The organism is Cobetia sp. AM6 (genome assembly GCF_009617955.1).
Lineage (GTDB): Bacteria > Pseudomonadota > Gammaproteobacteria > Pseudomonadales > Halomonadaceae > Cobetia > Cobetia amphilecti.
Window position 1 is genome coordinate 3,974,398 of the sequence record NZ_AP021868.1, and the last position, 16,517, is coordinate 3,990,914.

The following is a 16,517-nucleotide window of genomic DNA, read 5'->3' on the forward strand; positions in this document are numbered from 1 at the left end:
CCACGCAGGCCAAAGCACCCTGCAAGGCGTGAAATTGGGCAATTTAACGTCTATGAACCACAGATGGAATCATTATGTTACACAAGATTACCCATCATTCCGAAAACTCCCCATAATCACCGTTATTCCATATTTCTCGACTGAGCCTCACCCACCAGACAAAAAAAGCCCCGATCATCGTAGATCGAGGCTTCAGGCGCTTGCCATGCAATGTCGGCTGTCAGTGGCTACCAACAATCACTGCTGTCAGTGTCTTCCGAGTCCTCAAGGACTGCCGCTCCCTTCACTCCCAACTCCGTGAGCGTAAAGGTGGCGCAGTCCGCATCATTGGCCTGACTGCCGGTAGCAGTGGCGGTCAGGGTATAGCTGTCTGCATCCCCTGCGACGGCCAGGTTGTAGAAGCCTTCCTCGCTGACGGCATCTGCCTGGCCCAGCCCGATACCACCGCCACCACCTCCAAGCGCATCTCCACAGCTGGTCGCCGCTGTCACGCTGGCCGTCGCGTATTCACCGCAGGTTGCCATGATGCGCTCCTGGGTCTGGGCCAGCGCCAGCAAGGCGGTGGTAGCGTCGGTGCGACGTGAACGCTCCACCTGATCCTGATAGCTGGGATAGGCGATCGCCGCCAGAATGCCAATGATGGCCACGGCAATCATGAGTTCCAGCAGACCGAAGCCGCCTTGTGCCCGAGCCCCCCCTGTTCGCCTGATCATCAGCGCCCCCGACGCAGCAGCGTGATGTCGATGACCTGCTTCGGCTCACCACGCGGGTCGAAGCGCACCTCGACCTCCTGCCCCGGCGTGAGGTGGAAGGCCTTCAGCTCGCGCCCATTGCGATTGAGTATCCGGCTATCCGGCTGAAGCACGAACCCCATGTCGTCGACGAGCAGCTGATCCCCCTCTCGCTCGTCGATGACGCCGGTGACGCTCTGCTCCATGACCAGCGGAATCGGGGTATCTTCCGCCAGGGCCTGGGAGCCCCAGCTCGTGAAGAGCAAGCCCGCCGCCAGCATCAGTCCACTACCAGTCAGCTTGAGTCGTGATGTCTTCATGGTCTCTCTCCTAGCGCAGCTGATACCAGGCACTACGGCCTTCCAGCCCATCGATCCCGAAGTCCATGGCCATTTCGACCACCTGATTGGTGCCACCCTGACCGACATACTGGGTATCACCCAGGAATTTCGGTGAGGTGGGCTCGCCTTCTGTCTTGATCGAGAGCACGACCTGATTGTTGACGTTGTCGCTCGCGTTGACCTCGCCATCAGCGTTGTAATCAAAGACCTGCTGCACATTGTTGTAACTGCGTACCGGCTGCAGGCCGTTGCGCAAGCTGAGCGCATTCAGCCAACCACTGGCACCGCCAGTACAGGGGCCATTGGAGCCCGGGATGGTGGTATTGAAGACAATCAGATCACCACGGACAGCCGGGATGGTCACCAGACGCTCACCGGAGTCCGGTAGCTCCAGGTACCAGCCATACTGCATACCATTGTTGTTCTGATTGGAATAATCGACGCCTACCCCTGTGACCGTTCGCGCGTCACTCACGCCACTGATATTGGAGAAGCTCTGCTTTTCCAGCTGGCCATGATGACGGCGAGTCGAGGACCCGGTATGCAGCACGCTGTAGAAGGATTGCGTCGAGGTATCGACCGCATCCTGCAGCGTCAGCAATTGTCCGGTGCCCCAGTACACATTCAGGTACGGCGTATCGACGGTGCTGTTGAAGACACCGCTGCGTGCCACGGCTACCCGCGATGTGATGGGCTGACGGGAAGCAGCTGGACAGGTCGATGACGTGCTGTTCAAGGCAACGGCACATGACTGGAACAGACGCGACATTTCGCTGCTGCCGATGTTGCTCAGCGAGAACTCGCGCATGTCGAACACCCAGACATTGCCATGCAGATCGCCGGCATAGACCCAGTCGGTGATGCCATCGGCATCGACGTCGGCCAGCTCAGGACTCGACATGCCATTGCAGTCGCTGCTGCCAGAGGTGCACGACCCACCGGCATTGCTGCCCTGTTGAGAATCCAGCAGCGCATAGTTGTCGGGGTCTTCCAGGTCCACGATGAACAACTTGGCACGCCCATCGCTGTCGGCGTTGTAGCCATTGCCGAAGATGGCATACCACTTGCCGTCATCCAGACGCGCTACCTGAATATCGCTGAAGGTATAGCCGAGGTCCTCGTGCGTGAACTCCCACTGCACGATCTCGGCCGGCGAGGTGCCGTTGGATTCACCCAATGACTCGAAGCCTTCAGGATCGGTGATATCCAGCATGTAGACCGCCTTGCCACCAGCGCCCAGCCCACCCAGCAGGACCGAGTGCCAACCGGGCGCATCCTCATCCCCCAACTGGACATGCACGTCACGCGCGACCGGAGTGGCATCGACATAGTACTGGTGCACATAGTTCTGATCAGCGAGCTGGCGAATACCGCGCCCGCTCTCGATGCTGAAGGCGGCATACGGCATGTAGGCGAACTTCTCTTCACCGGTCTCCATGTCGATGGCGTGCAGCATGCCGTCGTTGGCACCGATGTAGATCATGTTCTGGCGGTCCTCATACAGCGTCTTGAAGGAGCGGTACGAAGACACTTCCATGTCATTGCGATAGCTGGCCGAAGGCGGTCCGACGATCGCCGGCGAGGCATGCACGATATCCCCGAGATAGTTGTCGTCACGCTCGCGGAACAAGGTGCCTTCGTAGGCATCGTCACCCTTGAGATAACCGATCAGGTTCTCGAGATCCGACGTTCTGACGCCAAGGTCAGCGCCATCCAGCTTCAGGAAGGTACCGGTAGTGTCCAGGACGCGTCCCGTCAGTTGGGCCGCGCCACTGGTGACGCCTCCAACCACTGAGCCGACACCGCCAAGAATGCCATCATCATCGTCGTCATCATCGTCATCGTCGTCGTCGTCGTCGTCGTCGTCGTCGTCATCATCCCGGACGGTTCTCCGCAGCGTTGCCAACAGCGTTTCTGACAGCAGGGTCTCATCGAGGAAGCCCACGAGGTCCAGTACCTGTTCGGCCTCCAGTGATCCGGCCTCCTCGATATTGAAGAAGAACGCCTTCTCATCCACTTCGGAGATCCCCGGGTTGTAGGTGATCACCTTGCGGCTGGAGCTACGGCTATCATCGTCACGCAACCACTCCGCGACGGACCAGTCCGAGGTGGCGCTCAAGGCGCCATTGGTGCCGATCTTGCGTGCAACGACATCGCCCGACCAATCGGCGGGATCATAGATGGTCTGAATCACATAAGCGCCGCTGGTCTGCCCACCACTGCTGATGTCCAGGCTACCGGTGCTGGCCGCGCGCCCTGCGATGGACTGCGCGATATTGTTCAGCGCATCAATCAATGCCTGCGGATTGGCGGCGCTGAGATATTCACCACGTCCGTTCCAGGCCGCATGGCGCAGATCATCGATGGTGGTATTGGTATTGGCGGAAGGCTGCGGCCAGGTGAAGGCAGACTCGAGATCAGCAGGGTTCTCGGACAGCGAGCCATCCACACCGAAAGCGACGGTGTAGGTCACCATGTGCTGAGCGGAGTTTTCATCCACTCCCGGTATGGTAGGCACACTGTCAATCAAGTCAGTCCGCAGGTCCTCGCGATAATATTTCATCGCGACATCGCCAAGCGTATTGGAATAGCTGTCACGGTGACTGGCACTGATGAAGTCGCCGCTGCCACCATCGACGTTGCCGACCCTGGGGCTGGAGCCATTCCAGTAGCCATCGGTCATCAAAATGGAATAGTTCTGTTGGCACATGCCGCCCTCATCCGCACTCAGAATGGGCGCGGAACGACCAGTGCTGGAGTAATACTCCCCGGCATTCTTGAGCGCGGTACGCAGAGGGGTGCCACCGGAAGGGGTAGCCGTGAACAGCTCTTTCATCAATGCGTCACGCTCGCCGGAGTCGGTCATATCGGCGATATCACGATCATTGCGCTCCTGGATAGTACGCAGGCCGACTCGTGACTCGTTGGCATCGATCACACCAGCCATGGCGGATTTGGCAACCAGCATTCGGTCGCGATAGTAGGTGAACCAGTTGGCGAAATTGACTTGCTGATCTGCGGATAGATCTGCCACTTCAACGACATGATCTTCGTCTAGATGCCAGCGCCCCGATTTGTTGCTATAGAGGCCGCATTCACCATAGTCATAGTCCCCATCGCCATTATCGTCCCAGCGAACGTAGTAGACATCATCCTTCATACTTGCCGAGCTGGTGGGCTCGTAAGGATCTTCACGGACTTTCGACAGGCTCATGTTTTGATAGGCGATTCCCAGTCGGTCTGCCCCCGCCCACGGGGTGTAGGTCAGCGCAGGGTTGTAGGCCATGACATTGAAGCCCATGCAGGCCCCGGCCGCCCCGCCAAGGTCCGAAGAGTCAACGATACGATCATCGGCATCATGATTGTTCTCTATCTCTTTCTTGCTCTTTGAATACACCCCGGTGTATCCCATCAGCGAGGAAGCCGGCTGGAGACCCCATTGTTCCACCCCCTTGTTGAGAGTGTCTTCCCAGGCCATGCTGCCCGAATCATCCAGAATGAACAGGATATTGGGCTGAACCCCGGTCGCTTCCGTGACCGGGGCGCGGGCGATTTCCCCGGGGGCCGCCAGACAGGGCAAGGCGACAAGGCACAGGGCACCACTCAGCAGATAACGCATATTCATGCTCCTCTCAGAAGTAAGGGCCCAGTTCCATCTCGCTTTGCACTACTGTCCAGGAGGCACCATTGCCGCCCCCCGTGCCCATCGCGTTGATACGGAAGGCATCCAGGCGCGTGCCCACCGCATTCACTTCGTTGCTGGCATTCAGCGGCGGCTCGCCGACCTTGCCCAGATACTCGATCACATAGGCCCCGATGACCGCACCGGTATCACTGTCCAGCGTCTGGATACCGCTGGCTTGCCAATCCGCTTCCGAGAGCGGGTTGATCGGCGGTGCATCCTCGGGCAGTGCCAGCATCAGGCCAGCCGAGTCATCGAAGCTGTCCAGGCTCCAGGTGCCATCCTCCAGGCTTTCCTGCAGCGCGCGCTCACCGATGCTCAGGCTGGTTTCCGCGTTGTAATAGGACTGCTCGAAGTTGCGGCTGTTGACGGCCATGCGTGTCTGCAGCTGACTGTCCTCGACCCCGGTCACGGCCAGCAGGCCGATCACGACCAGCATGATCAACACGATCAGCAAGGCGATGCCTTGCTGACGTGCTGGCCCCCGGGTGACCGCGCAGACTCTGGACGTTGAAGACGATGTATTCATCAGCTGCCCCTCAGTTGCAGATTGCGCGGTGTGAACGTGAGATTGAAGGTTCGCGTCAAACGCCCATCGTTATCCCCGCCCGGCACCACTCCCGGCAGGCTCTCGAGCGTGAGTGCGATCTCGATACGGCGCACCTCATCCCAACGGCCTTCGCTGCGCACCGTGGCGGCCGGCACCTTGACACGATCGACACTGCCATTGCCGGTGGTATCCAGGCTGAAACTGACATCGAAGCCCTGTACGCCGGAGGCCAGTTCTTCGCGTGCGAAAGCGGCATCGATACGGTCGATATACAGTGCACGCACCGAAGAATCGTTGGCCTGGTCATCCAGCCGCAGCTCCCAGGCCTGCACCGGGTAGAGATAGGCATTCGAGGACTGAGAGCTGCCGTAGGAACGTGACAGGGTGTCGTTGGTTTCCACATTGCCCTGGGTGGTGCCCGACACCCTGAAGACATCGGTGCTGCTGCAATCACTGACCAGTGCATACTCGTTGGCCACGAAGGCATCTTCGCTACCGTTGCGCACGGACAGCGGGCCGCCCAGCGACGTCATGCTGCTGGTCAGCGTGGTTTCATTGCCGTCCTTGCTGGCAGCGACGAACGTCAGATTGAAATAGCTGAGGCCCCGCTGGGTACGCTGCTGCCCCCCGAAGGGCGCCGTGAGGTCATGGGAGGCATCCACCGAGCTGGCATTGGTGATATCGCGGCTATTGGCACAGCCTGCGTAGCCCACATTGCGCATCAGCGGCTGGAGCCGGAAGGACACGTAGCGGGCCGATTCCTGCAGATAGGAAAGCGCCTCCTGGGTGCTCACGGTGCTGCGTGAGGTCGAGAACATCTGCACGGCCATCGCCGTGATCAGCAGCCCCAGCACCAGGCTGATCATCAGCTCGACAAGCCCCACGCCCGCCTGGCGTTTCAAGCCATGCGGACGAGCGGTGTCGGGGGCCAAGCGTCGGCGGACCGATGCAGGGGAACAGCGATTCATGGCTCTACCTCGAAACGATAGGTCTGCTGGTCAACTCCCCCGCTGATGGGGTCACTCCACTGCACCTGGACACTGACATCGTGAACGCCGATGCCGGCGCCGCCGACAACACGCTCGTCGACTTCCACGCTGCCGACGCCGCTGGTCAGCGTGGAGCCGATGATGGCGTCACGCCAATCAATGATGTCCTGGTCCGCCAGCTCTGCGGGCACGCAGTCCGAGCTGCATCCATCCGCGGGCGCATTGGTGGTATCGGCATCATCATATTGATCGATGGCCTCAAGGTTGGCGCGGATACGCTCAGCCATGTCCAGCGACAGCAGTTGTGCCACGGTATTGCTGTAACTGACCCGCTGATGTTGAAGCGTCTGAACTTGCAACAACCCCAGCCCCAGCAGGGAAACCCCCAGCAGCATGACCGCGACCAGCGCCTCGATCAGGCCGACGCCGCGCTGTGAATGCCGAGCGGAACGGCGCCGCTGCAGGCGAGACAGCAATGTCTTCCTCAGCGCTCGCGGCTGCAGGGCTTGCTTGAGGGATGTGATCATCAACGATGCTGTCATGAGCAGTCCCCTCCTGATTCAAGGCGTACACGGCCTGAAGGCGCCACTACCACAGAGGTAGCATCGGATGCCGCACAGAACACCAGCGTACTGTTGCCACTAGTCAGCGTGCCGCGATCGTTGTAGGTGATCCTGGAGGCGCCGCCCGACTGGGCAACCGCATTGCTGTCCTGATGGATCCACAGGCGGTCGTCGAGGGTGAAGTTGGAAGCATTCCCGACATAGACGACCCAGCCATTCGCCCAGTCATCATCGCAGGTCGTGGGGTTGGGGGTGGCGACGCTCGGCGCATAGGGACAGACACTCACATCCACACCGCGCGTGGTGGCGGTGCTGCGCGCCATGCCGAGCGCATGGGTCAGGGCACGCACATCGGACTCCACCTGAGAGCGCTGCACCAGGCCTTGCCAGGCCGGCACCGCCCAGGTCGCGATGATGGCAATGATCGCCACTGTCACGACCAGCTCGATCAGGGTGAAACCACGGGATTGGCGCATGAGAGATACTTCTCCTTGCCGCTGAGGGTCGACCGGCCGTGCCGGACTCGAGTCTGTCTTCTGGGGCCCACCATCACCAGCACCGACCTCCTCCTTCGGCACCGGTATTCATGTCCTGGTCCATCCACAGCACGCCACAGTCATCATTGAGTTGTGCCCCTTGAGGCGTCGCCTGCAGGACGAAGACCGAGGCAGACAGACTGCGATACGTGATCAGGTAGCGAAGATTGCCACCGCCGTCCTCTATACGGCTGACGCCATCCGTCGGCTGGTCATCATCCCCCACGGGCGCCTCGGAGAAATTCTGGTAGTAGAAGCCATGCAGCTGTCTGGCCTGCTGCCCCAGTGCCTGCTGGGCATGCGAGCGCCAGCTGCGCTCCACATAACCGAGATAGGAGGGAATGGCGACCGCCGCCAGAATGCCGATGATCGCGACCACCATCATCATCTCGATCAGGGTGAAGCCCTTGGCCCGACGCCTGCCAGCTGCCCCGCGCCCCGGTCTCGGCTTGCGGCGTGCACCTGCACTGCTGACACCGATGACCGAGAACAGTCGTGGCATGGGGAATTCTCCAGAGTACGAACCATACCTCTATTATGTATCATTTTGGTAACTGCGCATTACATTTTTTTTCAATACGCACCAGATTGATCAACGATCGTGCTCAAGAATGCCGTTGCTTATACAAGAAACTGCTGAATTGAATGGCAAAATGCGAATGGCGCGCACAAAAAAGCCGCGACAGGGTCGCGGCTTCTTCATTGGCAGAAACTTACAAGGCGTTACAGCTCGCGGATCTGATCCGAGGCGATCAAGCGCTCCTTGAGCTCCTTGGGCATGGAGAAGACGATGTTTTCCTCCTGGCCCTCGAGCTCCTCGGGCGCCGAGGCTCCCAGCGCCATCAGACGGTCGATCACGCCCTGCACCAGCACTTCGGGGGCACTGGCCCCGGCGGTGATGCCGATGCTGCCGATACCCTCGAGCCAGCTGGCCTCGATCTGCTGCGCATCGTCGATCAACCAGGCGGGGGTCTGCATGCGCTCGGCCAGTTCGCGCAGGCGATTGGAGTTGGAGCTGTTGGGGCTGCCGACCACCAGCACCACATCGCAGGCTTCCGCCAGCATGCGCACGGCGTCCTGACGATTCTGGGTCGCGTAGCAGATGTCATCCTTGCGCGGGCCCTGAATCGCCGGGAAGCGTTCGCGCAGCGCGTCGATCACGCGCGCCGTGTCATCCATCGAGAGCGTGGTCTGGGTGACGAAGGCCAGCTGCGCCGGGTCCTTGACCTCCAGACGCGCCACATCGGACTCGTCTTCCACCAGATGGATGGTGCCACCCTTGGTAGTGTCATAGCGGCCCATGGTGCCCTCGACCTCCGGGTGGCCCTCATGACCGATCAGCACGCAATCCTGGCCCTTGCGCGCATAGCGCAGGACTTCCATGTGCACCTTGGTCACCAGCGGACAGGTGGCATCGAAGACCTTGAGGTTGCGACGCTCGGCCTCTTCCTGCACGGCACGCGAGACGCCGTGTGCCGAGAAGATGACGATGACGTCATCCGGCACTTCGTGCAGTTCCTCGACGAAGATGGCGCCGCGCTCCTTGAGGGAGTCGACCACGAAACGGTTGTGCACCACCTCGTGACGCACGTAGATCGGCGGCCCGAACACGTCGAGCGCCCCGTTGACGATATCGATGGCGCGATCCACTCCGGCGCAGAAACCGCGCGGGTTGGCCAGCTTGATCTGCATAACAGGCTCCGCTTGATGGCGAGGCGCGCTCACGGGGAGCGCACCTCTGGAAAGAAGACTCAGTGCGTGGTCGCGGGGGCGACTGACAGTACCTCGACCTCGAAGGTCAGGGTACGCCCGGCCAGCGGGTGATTGAAGTCGACCTTGACGTCACGCTCATCGATCTCGCGGATGATGCCCGGCAGCTCCGAACCCGACGGCTCGGCGAAGGACATCACCATGCCGACCTCGATCTCTTCATCGAAGCTCTTGCGCGCCACGGTCTGGACGTTCTGCGGATTGTGCTGACCGAAGGCATGCTCCGGGGTGATCGTGAAGCTGCCGGTCTCGCCCGCCGCCATGCCCATGATCGAACGCTCGAAGCCCGGCGGCAGATTGCCGTCACCCACCTGGAAGGTGGCCGGTGTCTTGTCGAAGGTGGAGTCCACCTCAGTGCCGTCTTCCAGACGCAGACGGAAATGGAGGCTGACCTCCATGTTATCGGCGATACGATGCTCGCTCATGCTGACCTCGCTTGTGGCGCTCATTCGGAGCGGCCACGGAAAGATTCAAGAATCAGTGCCACGGCTCCCAGGCTGATGGCGACGTCCGCCACGTTGAAGGCCGGGAAGAAGGCATTGCCCCAGTGGAAGGACAGGAAGTCCACCACGTAGCCATGCACGACACGATCATAGAGATTGCCAAGCGCGCCCCCCAGCACCAGCGCGATGCCCAGCGCGGTGAAGGTCTCGTGACGCTTGAGGCGCGCAAGCCAGATGCTCAGGCCGATGGCTGCCACCACCGCAATGCCCGCAAACAACCAGCGCTGCCAGCCATCATGGCCAGCCAGAAAACTGAACGCCGCGCCAGTGTTGTGGAGCAGCGTCAGATTGAAGATCGGCAGCACTTCGTTGGCCTGACCATAGACCAGCGAACTGCTGGCCAGCCACTTGGTGGCCAGGTCCAGCACCACGATCACCAGCGACAGCCACAGCCAGCGCAGCGGCGAGCGCATCGGCTCACTGCCGGCTGAAGGGGTATCCGTCGCGGGGCCTTGTGAAGAAGACGTCATGTTACCTTCCTGTCGTGAAATGAGTCTGCGACCGGCAAGACACGAACGCCGGGCCAGAGCCCGGCGTTCGATATCAGCGCTCAGCGGAGGCTGAACGATGCCGCGGTCGCATCAGCGATCAAGCGAAGTGACGCGTCTCGCCTTCGCCATCCGGCAGGTTGGTCACGCAGCGGCTGCACAGCGTCGCATGTTCCGGCAGGGTGCCGACTTCCGGACGGTGGTGCCAGCAACGCTCGCACTTGTCATTCTCGCTGACCTTGACCGCCACCTTGAGGCCGGACACTTCGGTCTCTTCCGCCTCACCGGCCGCCTCGAGAGGCGCCAGGGTCACGCCGCTGGTCAGCATCACGAAGCGCAGCTCGTCGCCGAGACTTGCCAGCAGCGTATTGAGCTCGTCGTTGACGTAGAGAGTGACTTCCGCCGCCAGGCCGTTCTTGACCAGACCGGCGTTGCGCGCGCCTTCCAGCGTCTTGTTGACCGCCTGCTTGACGTGCAGCACCTGCTCCCAGAACTCACGCCCCATGGCCGCATCATCCGCCAGGGTGGTCAGGCCGGTGTAGGCCGTCTCGAGGAAGATGGTGTCCTTGCGCGGGCCCGGGATGTTGGCGTAGATCTCTTCACCGGTGAAGGAGAGGATCGGCGCCATCCAGCGTGCCAGTGCCTCGATCACGTGATACAGCGCCGTCTGGCAGCTACGACGCGCACGCGAGTTCGGCTGCGTGGTGTACTGGCGGTCCTTGATGACATCCAGATAGAAGCCGCCCAGCTCACGCGAGCAGAAGGTCAGCACCTGCTGATAGATGTCGAGGAAGCGGTATTCCTCGTAGGCCAGTTCGACACGTGCCTGCAGCTGGGCGGCACGATCGACCACCCACTGGTCCAGCGCCAGCATGTCGTCAAAGGCCAGCGCATCACGCTCGGGCTCGAAGCCGTTCAGATTGGACAGCAGGAAGCGCGAGGTGTTGCGGATACGACGATAGGCATCGGCGGTCCGCTTGAGGATCTCGTCCGAGACGGCCATCTCGCCGGAGTAGTCGTTGGAGGACACCCACAGGCGCAGTATGTCGGCGCCCAGCTTGTCCATCACCTGCTGCGGCGCGACCACGTTACCGACGGACTTGGACATCTTGCGACCCTGCGCATCCACGGTGAAGCCGTGAGTCAGCAGCGCCTTGTAGGGCGCGTGGCCGTCGATGGCACAGCCGGTCAACAGTGACGAGTGGAACCAGCCACGGTGCTGGTCGGAGCCTTCCAGGTACAGGTCGGCACGCGGGCCTTGCTCGTGACCATGCGGGTGCGAGCCACGCAGCACATGCCAGTGGGTCGTCCCGGAGTCGAACCACACGTCCAGCGTGTCGGTGACCTTCTCGTAGTTCTCGGCCTCATCGCCCAGCAGCTCCTGGCTGTCGAGTGACCACCAGGCATCGATGCCGTGCTCGGCGACGCGATCGGCGACCGCTTCCATCAGCGCCACGCTGTCGGGGTGCAGTTCCCCCGTCGCGCGATGCAGGAACAGCGGGATCGGCACGCCCCAGTTGCGCTGACGCGAGATGCACCAGTCCGGACGGTTGGCGATCATGCTCTTCAGGCGCGCCTGACCCCAGGCCGGGATGAAGGCGGTGTCCTCGATGGCGGACAGCGCCTTGTCACGCAGGGTCACGCCGTCGGTGCCGGCAATGTCCATGCCGACGAACCACTGGGCCGTTGCGCGGTAGATAACCGGGGTCTTGTGGCGCCAGCAGTGCATGTAGCTGTGGGAGATCTTCTCGTGCGCCATCAGCGCGCCGAGCTCTTCCAGACGCGCGACGATGTTCGGGTTGGCCTTCCAGATGAACTGGCCACCGAATTCCGGCAGGTCCGGCACGTAGACGCCGTTGCCCTGCACCGGGCTTTCGATCTCGTCGAAGCTCATGCCGTAACGACGGCAGGTATGGAAGTCATCCTCGCCGTAGGCCGGCGCGGAGTGGACGATACCGGTACCGGCGCCAGTCTCGACGTAGTCGGCCAGATAGACCGGCGACAGACGATCGTAGATCGGGTGACGGAAGTTGATCAGCTCCAGCGCCGCGCCGTTGACGGTCGCCAGCGTCTCGCCGCTCAGGCCGAAGCGCGCCAGGCTGTCCTCGACCAGTTCCTCGGCCAGCACCAGCAGGCGCTCGCCGGTGTCGACCAGCGAGTAGACGAAGTCCGGGTGAACGTTGAGCGCCTGGTTGGCCGGGATGGTCCACGGGGTGGTGGTCCAGATCACGATCGCCGCCGGCTTGCTCAGTGACTCGAGGCCGAAGGCCTTGGCCAGCGCCGCGCTATCGTCTGCCGCGAAGGCGACGTCGATGGCGTCAGAGGTCTTGTCGGCGTACTCGACTTCCGCTTCCGCCAGCGCAGAGCCGCAGTCGAAGCACCAGTTGACCGGCTTCAGGCCCTTGAAGACATAACCGCCCTTGACCATCTCGGCCAGCGCACGGATCTCGCCGGCTTCATTGGCGAAGTCCATGGAGCGATACGGGTTGCCCCAGTCACCGACGATGCCGAGACGGATGAACTCGTGCTTCTGGCCTTCCACCTGCACGCCGGCGTATTCACGGCAGAGGTGGCGCGCCTTCTCGGATTCGAGATGCTTGCCATGGGTCGTCTCGACCTTGTGCTCGATGGGCAGACCATGGCAGTCCCAACCCGGCACGTAAGGCGCGTCGAAGCCCGCCATCGTCTTGGACTTGACGATGATGTCCTTGAGAATCTTGTTGACGGCATGACCGATGTGAATATTGCCGTTGGCATAGGGAGGGCCGTCGTGGAGCACGAAGCTCGGACGACCCTTGCCTGCTTCACGCAGACGCGCGTAGAGGTCAATCTCGTTCCAGCGTGCCAGTTGGTCCGGCTCACGCTTGGGGAGATTGCCGCGCATCGGGAAGTCGGTATCGGGCAGATTCAAAGTGTGCTTGTAGTCGCTCATAGCCTTTCGGGTCAGCCGTCGTGGGGGCGGGAAGCCTGGGCTTCCCGAGCTGTGGAATCAGACACCTCAGCAGTGCCGTGTAAGGGTGCCGTCGGCGCATCCGTCATCAGTGCGCTCAGCGGACGGCTGGCCAGCGGCAGGTCAGCCATCGAGGTCATGCAATCGAGCAACGCCTGCTCATCACCGGCAGGCGTCTCGCCCGCGGCCAGCGCGAAGAAGCGCTTCGCCAGGGCGATGTCGGCGTAGATGGCGGCCTTGAGGGCTTCCAGGCCATCGAAGCGCTGTTCACCGCGCAGGAAGGCGCAGAAGCTGACGCGCATCGGCTGGCCATAGAGGTCTTCCGCGAAGTCCAGCAGATGGACCTCGAGCACCGGCCGCGGCGTACCGACCGTCGGGCGCCAGCCGATGTTGGCCACCGCCGGACAGTCGCGGCCGTCGGCAAGGTGCGCCATTACCGCGTAGACGCCGGAGACCGCCAGCGGCGCATTCGGCAGCGGCAGGTTGGCGGTCGGCACGCCCAGCGTGCGGCCCAGCTGGCGGTCCGCGACCACGCGCCCCTGCCAGTGGTGGGCACGCCCCAGCAGCCGGGCGGCCAGCGCCATGTCGCCTGCGGCCAGCACCTCACGCACGCGGGTGCTGGAAACACGCTCACCGGCGATCTCGAAGGTGCGGGTATGCTCCACCGCAAAGCCTTCGGCGGCGCCGATGCGCTCCAGCAGCGCGAAGTCTCCGGCGCGATCGCAGCCGAAGCGGAAGTCGTCACCGACCACCAGATGACGCACGCCGAGCCCATCGATCAGCACCTGCTCGATGAACTCACGTGCCGACAGCGAGCGCAGCGTCTCATTGAAGGGCAGACACAGGACGCGCTCGGCGCCATGGCTACCCAGCAGACGCACCTTGTCCGCCAGACGCGTCAGCCGCGGCGGCGCCTTGTCACCCGCGAAGAACTCACGCGGCTGCGGCTCGAACACCACCACCGTGGCGGGCAGGCCATAGGCCGCCGCGCGCTCGCGAAGTTGCTCCAGAATCGCCTGGTGGCCGAGATGCACGCCATCGAAATTGCCGATGGTGGCCACGCAGCCGCGACTGCCATCCTGCTTGCGCAGGCGGGCGAGATTGTGGAGTCCTCTGATCAAGTCCATGCGTGCATCACACAAGCCGCCGAAAGTGGTCGATTATAGCGAAGGGGCACGGCGCTGACAGCCACCGTTGCCCCGCCAGGGAGAAAACAGCTGGAACCGAGGGCACCAACCTGCGTGGCACCCGGGCAGCAGACTCAGCTCTGCATGCGGAAATGCCGCGGGCGGACACCGCACAGCCCCAACCACACCGCATAGGCCAGTACACCGCCGACGACCAGCGCTCCCATCATCGCACAGCGCTCCCACAGGCCCCAACCAAGCCAGGTGGTCCAGTCCGGTGACAGCCACAACAGGCCGCCACCCATCAGGGCACAACCGCCGATCAGGGTCAGCGAATAGCGTCCCCAGCCGGGCTGGAAGCGCAGCACGCCATCACGATACAGGCCGCGTGCCAGCAGACCCGCATTGAGGAAGGCCGACAGCGCCGTGGCCAGCGCGAGCCCGGCGTGCGCCAGCGGCACGATCAGCGCCAGGTTGAAGGCCATGTTGGCGACCATCGCGATGATACCGATCTTGACCGGCGTTTTCGTGTCCTGACGTGCATAGAAGCCCGGTGCCAGCACCTTGATCAACATGAAGGCCAGCAGACCGAAGCTGTAGGCACGCAGACTCTGGGCCGACATCACCACATCGTTGTCGGTCATCGCGCCGTAGTGGAACAGCGTGATCAGCAGGGGTTCGGCCAGCACGCCGAGCGCCAGCGCCGCCGGCACACCGATCAACAGCACCGAACGCAGCGCCCAGTCGAGCATCTTCTGGAAGTGCTCCAGTGATTGCTCGGCGTGGCGCTTGGAGAGCGCCGGCAGGATCACCGTCCCGATGGCGATGCCGATGATGCCCAGCGGCAACTCGACCAGACGGTCGGAGTAATAGAGCCACGACACGCTGCCGGTGACCAGGAACGAGGCCAGCACGGTATCCAGCAGCAGATTGATCTGCGAGACCGAGACACCGAACAGCGCCGGGGTCATCAACTTGAGGATGCGGCGCACGCCTTCATGGGCGAAATTCGGCCAGGGCTTGGGCATCAGGCCAAGCCGCAGCAGGAACGGCACCTGGAACAGCAACTGCACGCCACCTGCGATCAGCACCCCCCAGGCCAGCGCCATGGCGGGTGTTTCGAAGCGCGGGGCCAGCAACAGTGCCGCACCGATCAGGCTCAGGTTGAGCAGCACCGGCGTGATGGCCGGCACCGCAAAGCGATTCCAGGTATTGAGCACGCTGCCTGCGAAGGCGGTCAGCGAGATCAGCAGCAGATACGGGAAGGTCAGGCGCAGCATGTCGCCGGTCAGCGCCAGCTTGCCGGCATCGTCACCGAACCCGGGCGCGAAGACCCACACCAGCCAGGGTGCGCACAGCATCGCAAGCGCGGTGATCAACGCGAGTATGACACCAAGACTGCCACTGACGGCGTCCAGCAACTCGCGGACCTCTTCCCGCGTCCGGCGAGTCGCATACTCCGACAGCACCGGAATGAAGGCCTGGTTGAAGGCACCCTCGGCAAACAGGCGGCGCATGAAGTTGGGGATCTTGAAGGCGACGAAGAAGGCGTCCGCCCCGCTGCCGGCGCCCAGCAGGGATGCGATGGTCACATCGCGCGCCAGGCCCAGCACGCGCGACAGCATCGTCATCACGCTGACGATCAACCCGGAACGCAACAGACCACCCCGCACCGGCAGGCTGTCGCCCGAGCGGGTCTCGCCCTGGGCACTCGCCTGTGAAGCCGACTGCGCGGCGGCCTCGGCCTTGCCGTCTTCTCCCCTGACTTCCTTCTCGCCTGCGGGCGACTCATCCTGCGGCTTGCTCACCCTGACACCCCTCTCGCTTCCCTGACCTGATACCGATGTCATCCACTCGACAGACAGACACAAAAAAACCGGCCGAAGCCGGTTTTTTCACACTCACACGTCTTAGACAGCCAGTGCCTTGACGCGAGTGTTCAGACGGCTCTTCAGACGAGCGGCCTTCTTCTTGGACAGAATGTCCTTGTCGGCGTAACGGTCGAGGACCTTCTGCGCGACATTGAAAGCGGCCATGGAAGCAGCGTGATCGCCAGTCTTGACGGTCTTCAGCACGTTCTTGATGCTGGTACGCACGGCGGAACGCTGTGCGGAGTTGTGCTGACGACGAACTTCAGCCTGACGAGCGCGCTTACGTGCTTGCTTGGAATTTGCCACTTTGATGCTCCTTATGAGTCCACCCGTAGGCGCGTACTCATGAACTTGAATTTGGAAGACGTTGTCGCACCGCGACAGCGAGTCCGATCATCTCTCGCCTTTCGACACTG

At 62.2% G+C, this 16,517-nt stretch carries 15 protein-coding genes; all 15 read right to left on the minus strand.

Annotated features, from left to right (window positions below; genetic code table 11):
• Positions 1-227 precede the first annotated feature (227 nt).
• The 15 genes from CLAM6_RS16575 to rpsT all read right to left on the minus strand — a co-directional run bounded on the left by CLAM6_RS16575 (position 228) and on the right by rpsT (position 16,407).
• Positions 228-656: a type IV pilin protein gene (locus CLAM6_RS16575; RefSeq protein WP_441303501.1), complete on the minus strand. Its 429-nt coding sequence runs from the start codon at positions 654-656 to the stop codon at positions 228-230.
• A gap of 56 nt (positions 657-712) precedes the next feature.
• Positions 713-1,051 carry a hypothetical protein gene (locus CLAM6_RS16580; RefSeq protein ID WP_153636661.1) on the minus strand — a complete coding sequence of 113 codons (339 nt, stop codon included), beginning with the start codon at positions 1,049-1,051 and terminating at the stop codon, positions 713-715.
• 10 nt (positions 1,052-1,061) lie between these two features.
• Entirely contained in the window at positions 1,062-4,691 is a 3,630-nt protein-coding gene (locus tag CLAM6_RS16585) for a pilus assembly protein (RefSeq protein ID WP_153636662.1), read from the minus strand.
• Between the two features lie 13 nt (positions 4,692-4,704).
• On the minus strand, positions 4,705-5,283 hold the full coding sequence (locus CLAM6_RS16590) for a pilus assembly PilX family protein (protein WP_131432819.1): 579 nt from the start codon (positions 5,281-5,283) through the stop codon (positions 4,705-4,707).
• The gene (locus CLAM6_RS16595) at positions 5,283-6,272 is read right to left on the minus strand and encodes a PilW family protein (RefSeq protein WP_153636663.1); all 990 of its coding nucleotides are present in this window, start codon (positions 6,270-6,272) and stop codon (positions 5,283-5,285) included. Before CLAM6_RS16595 ends, CLAM6_RS16590 begins: the two co-directional genes overlap by 1 nt.
• Positions 6,269-6,835 carry a type IV pilus modification protein PilV gene (gene pilV / locus CLAM6_RS16600; RefSeq protein WP_082388834.1) on the minus strand — a complete coding sequence of 189 codons (567 nt, stop codon included), beginning with the start codon at positions 6,833-6,835 and terminating at the stop codon, positions 6,269-6,271. The genes CLAM6_RS16595 and pilV overlap by 4 nt, the downstream gene beginning before the upstream one ends.
• The gene (locus CLAM6_RS16605) at positions 6,832-7,332 is read right to left on the minus strand and encodes a GspH/FimT family pseudopilin (RefSeq protein WP_052384821.1); all 501 of its coding nucleotides are present in this window, start codon (positions 7,330-7,332) and stop codon (positions 6,832-6,834) included. The genes pilV and CLAM6_RS16605 overlap by 4 nt, the downstream gene beginning before the upstream one ends.
• Before the next feature lie 73 nt (positions 7,333-7,405).
• On the minus strand, positions 7,406-7,894 hold the full coding sequence (locus CLAM6_RS18135) for a type IV pilin protein (protein ID WP_153636664.1): 489 nt from the start codon (positions 7,892-7,894) through the stop codon (positions 7,406-7,408).
• Positions 7,895-8,115: 221 nt separating this feature from the next.
• A complete protein-coding gene (gene ispH, locus CLAM6_RS16615) occupies positions 8,116-9,084 on the minus strand; it encodes a 4-hydroxy-3-methylbut-2-enyl diphosphate reductase (RefSeq protein ID WP_153636665.1) in 969 nt (322 codons plus the stop codon).
• 59 nt (positions 9,085-9,143) lie between these two features.
• Entirely contained in the window at positions 9,144-9,587 is a 444-nt protein-coding gene (gene fkpB / locus CLAM6_RS16620) for an FKBP-type peptidyl-prolyl cis-trans isomerase (protein WP_043335961.1), read from the minus strand.
• 20 nt (positions 9,588-9,607) lie between these two features.
• Complete coding sequence (gene lspA / locus CLAM6_RS16625) at positions 9,608-10,135, minus strand: signal peptidase II (protein ID WP_054556926.1); 528 nt, start codon at positions 10,133-10,135, stop codon at positions 9,608-9,610.
• A 118-nt stretch (positions 10,136-10,253) separates the two neighbouring features.
• A complete protein-coding gene (gene ileS, locus CLAM6_RS16630) occupies positions 10,254-13,085 on the minus strand; it encodes an isoleucine--tRNA ligase (RefSeq protein WP_153636666.1) in 2,832 nt (943 codons plus the stop codon).
• Between the two features lie 11 nt (positions 13,086-13,096).
• On the minus strand, positions 13,097-14,230 hold the full coding sequence (gene ribF, locus CLAM6_RS16635) for a bifunctional riboflavin kinase/FAD synthetase (protein ID WP_153636667.1): 1,134 nt from the start codon (positions 14,228-14,230) through the stop codon (positions 13,097-13,099).
• 134 nt (positions 14,231-14,364) lie between these two features.
• The gene (gene murJ / locus CLAM6_RS16640) at positions 14,365-15,861 is read right to left on the minus strand and encodes a murein biosynthesis integral membrane protein MurJ (protein ID WP_242007837.1); all 1,497 of its coding nucleotides are present in this window, start codon (positions 15,859-15,861) and stop codon (positions 14,365-14,367) included.
• A gap of 279 nt (positions 15,862-16,140) precedes the next feature.
• Positions 16,141-16,407 (minus strand): 30S ribosomal protein S20, encoded by a 267-nt coding sequence (rpsT, locus tag CLAM6_RS16645; RefSeq protein ID WP_043335965.1) that lies wholly within the window; start codon positions 16,405-16,407, stop codon positions 16,141-16,143.
• Positions 16,408-16,517: the final 110 nt, after the last annotated feature.

What these genes read in the sequence shown, in the direction of transcription:
- CLAM6_RS16575 (WP_441303501.1), bottom strand. Translation starts at nt 656, where the DNA reads ATGATTGCCGTGGCCATCATTGGCATTCTGGCGGCGATCGCCTATCCC.
- CLAM6_RS16580 (WP_153636661.1), bottom strand. Translation starts at nt 1,051, where the DNA reads ATGAAGACATCACGACTCAAGCTGACTGGTAGTGGACTGATGCTGGCG.
- CLAM6_RS16585 (WP_153636662.1), bottom strand. Translation starts at nt 4,691, where the DNA reads ATGCGTTATCTGCTGAGTGGTGCCCTGTGCCTTGTCGCCTTGCCCTGT.
- CLAM6_RS16590 (WP_131432819.1), bottom strand. Translation starts at nt 5,283, where the DNA reads ATGAATACATCGTCTTCAACGTCCAGAGTCTGCGCGGTCACCCGGGGG.
- CLAM6_RS16595 (WP_153636663.1), bottom strand. Translation starts at nt 6,272, where the DNA reads ATGAATCGCTGTTCCCCTGCATCGGTCCGCCGACGCTTGGCCCCCGAC.
- pilV (WP_082388834.1), bottom strand. Translation starts at nt 6,835, where the DNA reads ATGACAGCATCGTTGATGATCACATCCCTCAAGCAAGCCCTGCAGCCG.
- CLAM6_RS16605 (WP_052384821.1), bottom strand. Translation starts at nt 7,332, where the DNA reads ATGCGCCAATCCCGTGGTTTCACCCTGATCGAGCTGGTCGTGACAGTG.
- CLAM6_RS18135 (WP_153636664.1), bottom strand. Translation starts at nt 7,894, where the DNA reads ATGCCACGACTGTTCTCGGTCATCGGTGTCAGCAGTGCAGGTGCACGC.
- ispH (WP_153636665.1), bottom strand. Translation starts at nt 9,084, where the DNA reads ATGCAGATCAAGCTGGCCAACCCGCGCGGTTTCTGCGCCGGAGTGGAT.
- fkpB (WP_043335961.1), bottom strand. Translation starts at nt 9,587, where the DNA reads ATGAGCGAGCATCGTATCGCCGATAACATGGAGGTCAGCCTCCATTTC.
- lspA (WP_054556926.1), bottom strand. Translation starts at nt 10,135, where the DNA reads ATGACGTCTTCTTCACAAGGCCCCGCGACGGATACCCCTTCAGCCGGC.
- ileS (WP_153636666.1), bottom strand. Translation starts at nt 13,085, where the DNA reads ATGAGCGACTACAAGCACACTTTGAATCTGCCCGATACCGACTTCCCG.
- ribF (WP_153636667.1), bottom strand. Translation starts at nt 14,230, where the DNA reads ATGGACTTGATCAGAGGACTCCACAATCTCGCCCGCCTGCGCAAGCAG.
- murJ (WP_242007837.1), bottom strand. Translation starts at nt 15,861, where the DNA reads ATGACGATGCTGTCGCGCGTGCTGGGCCTGGCGCGCGATGTGACCATC.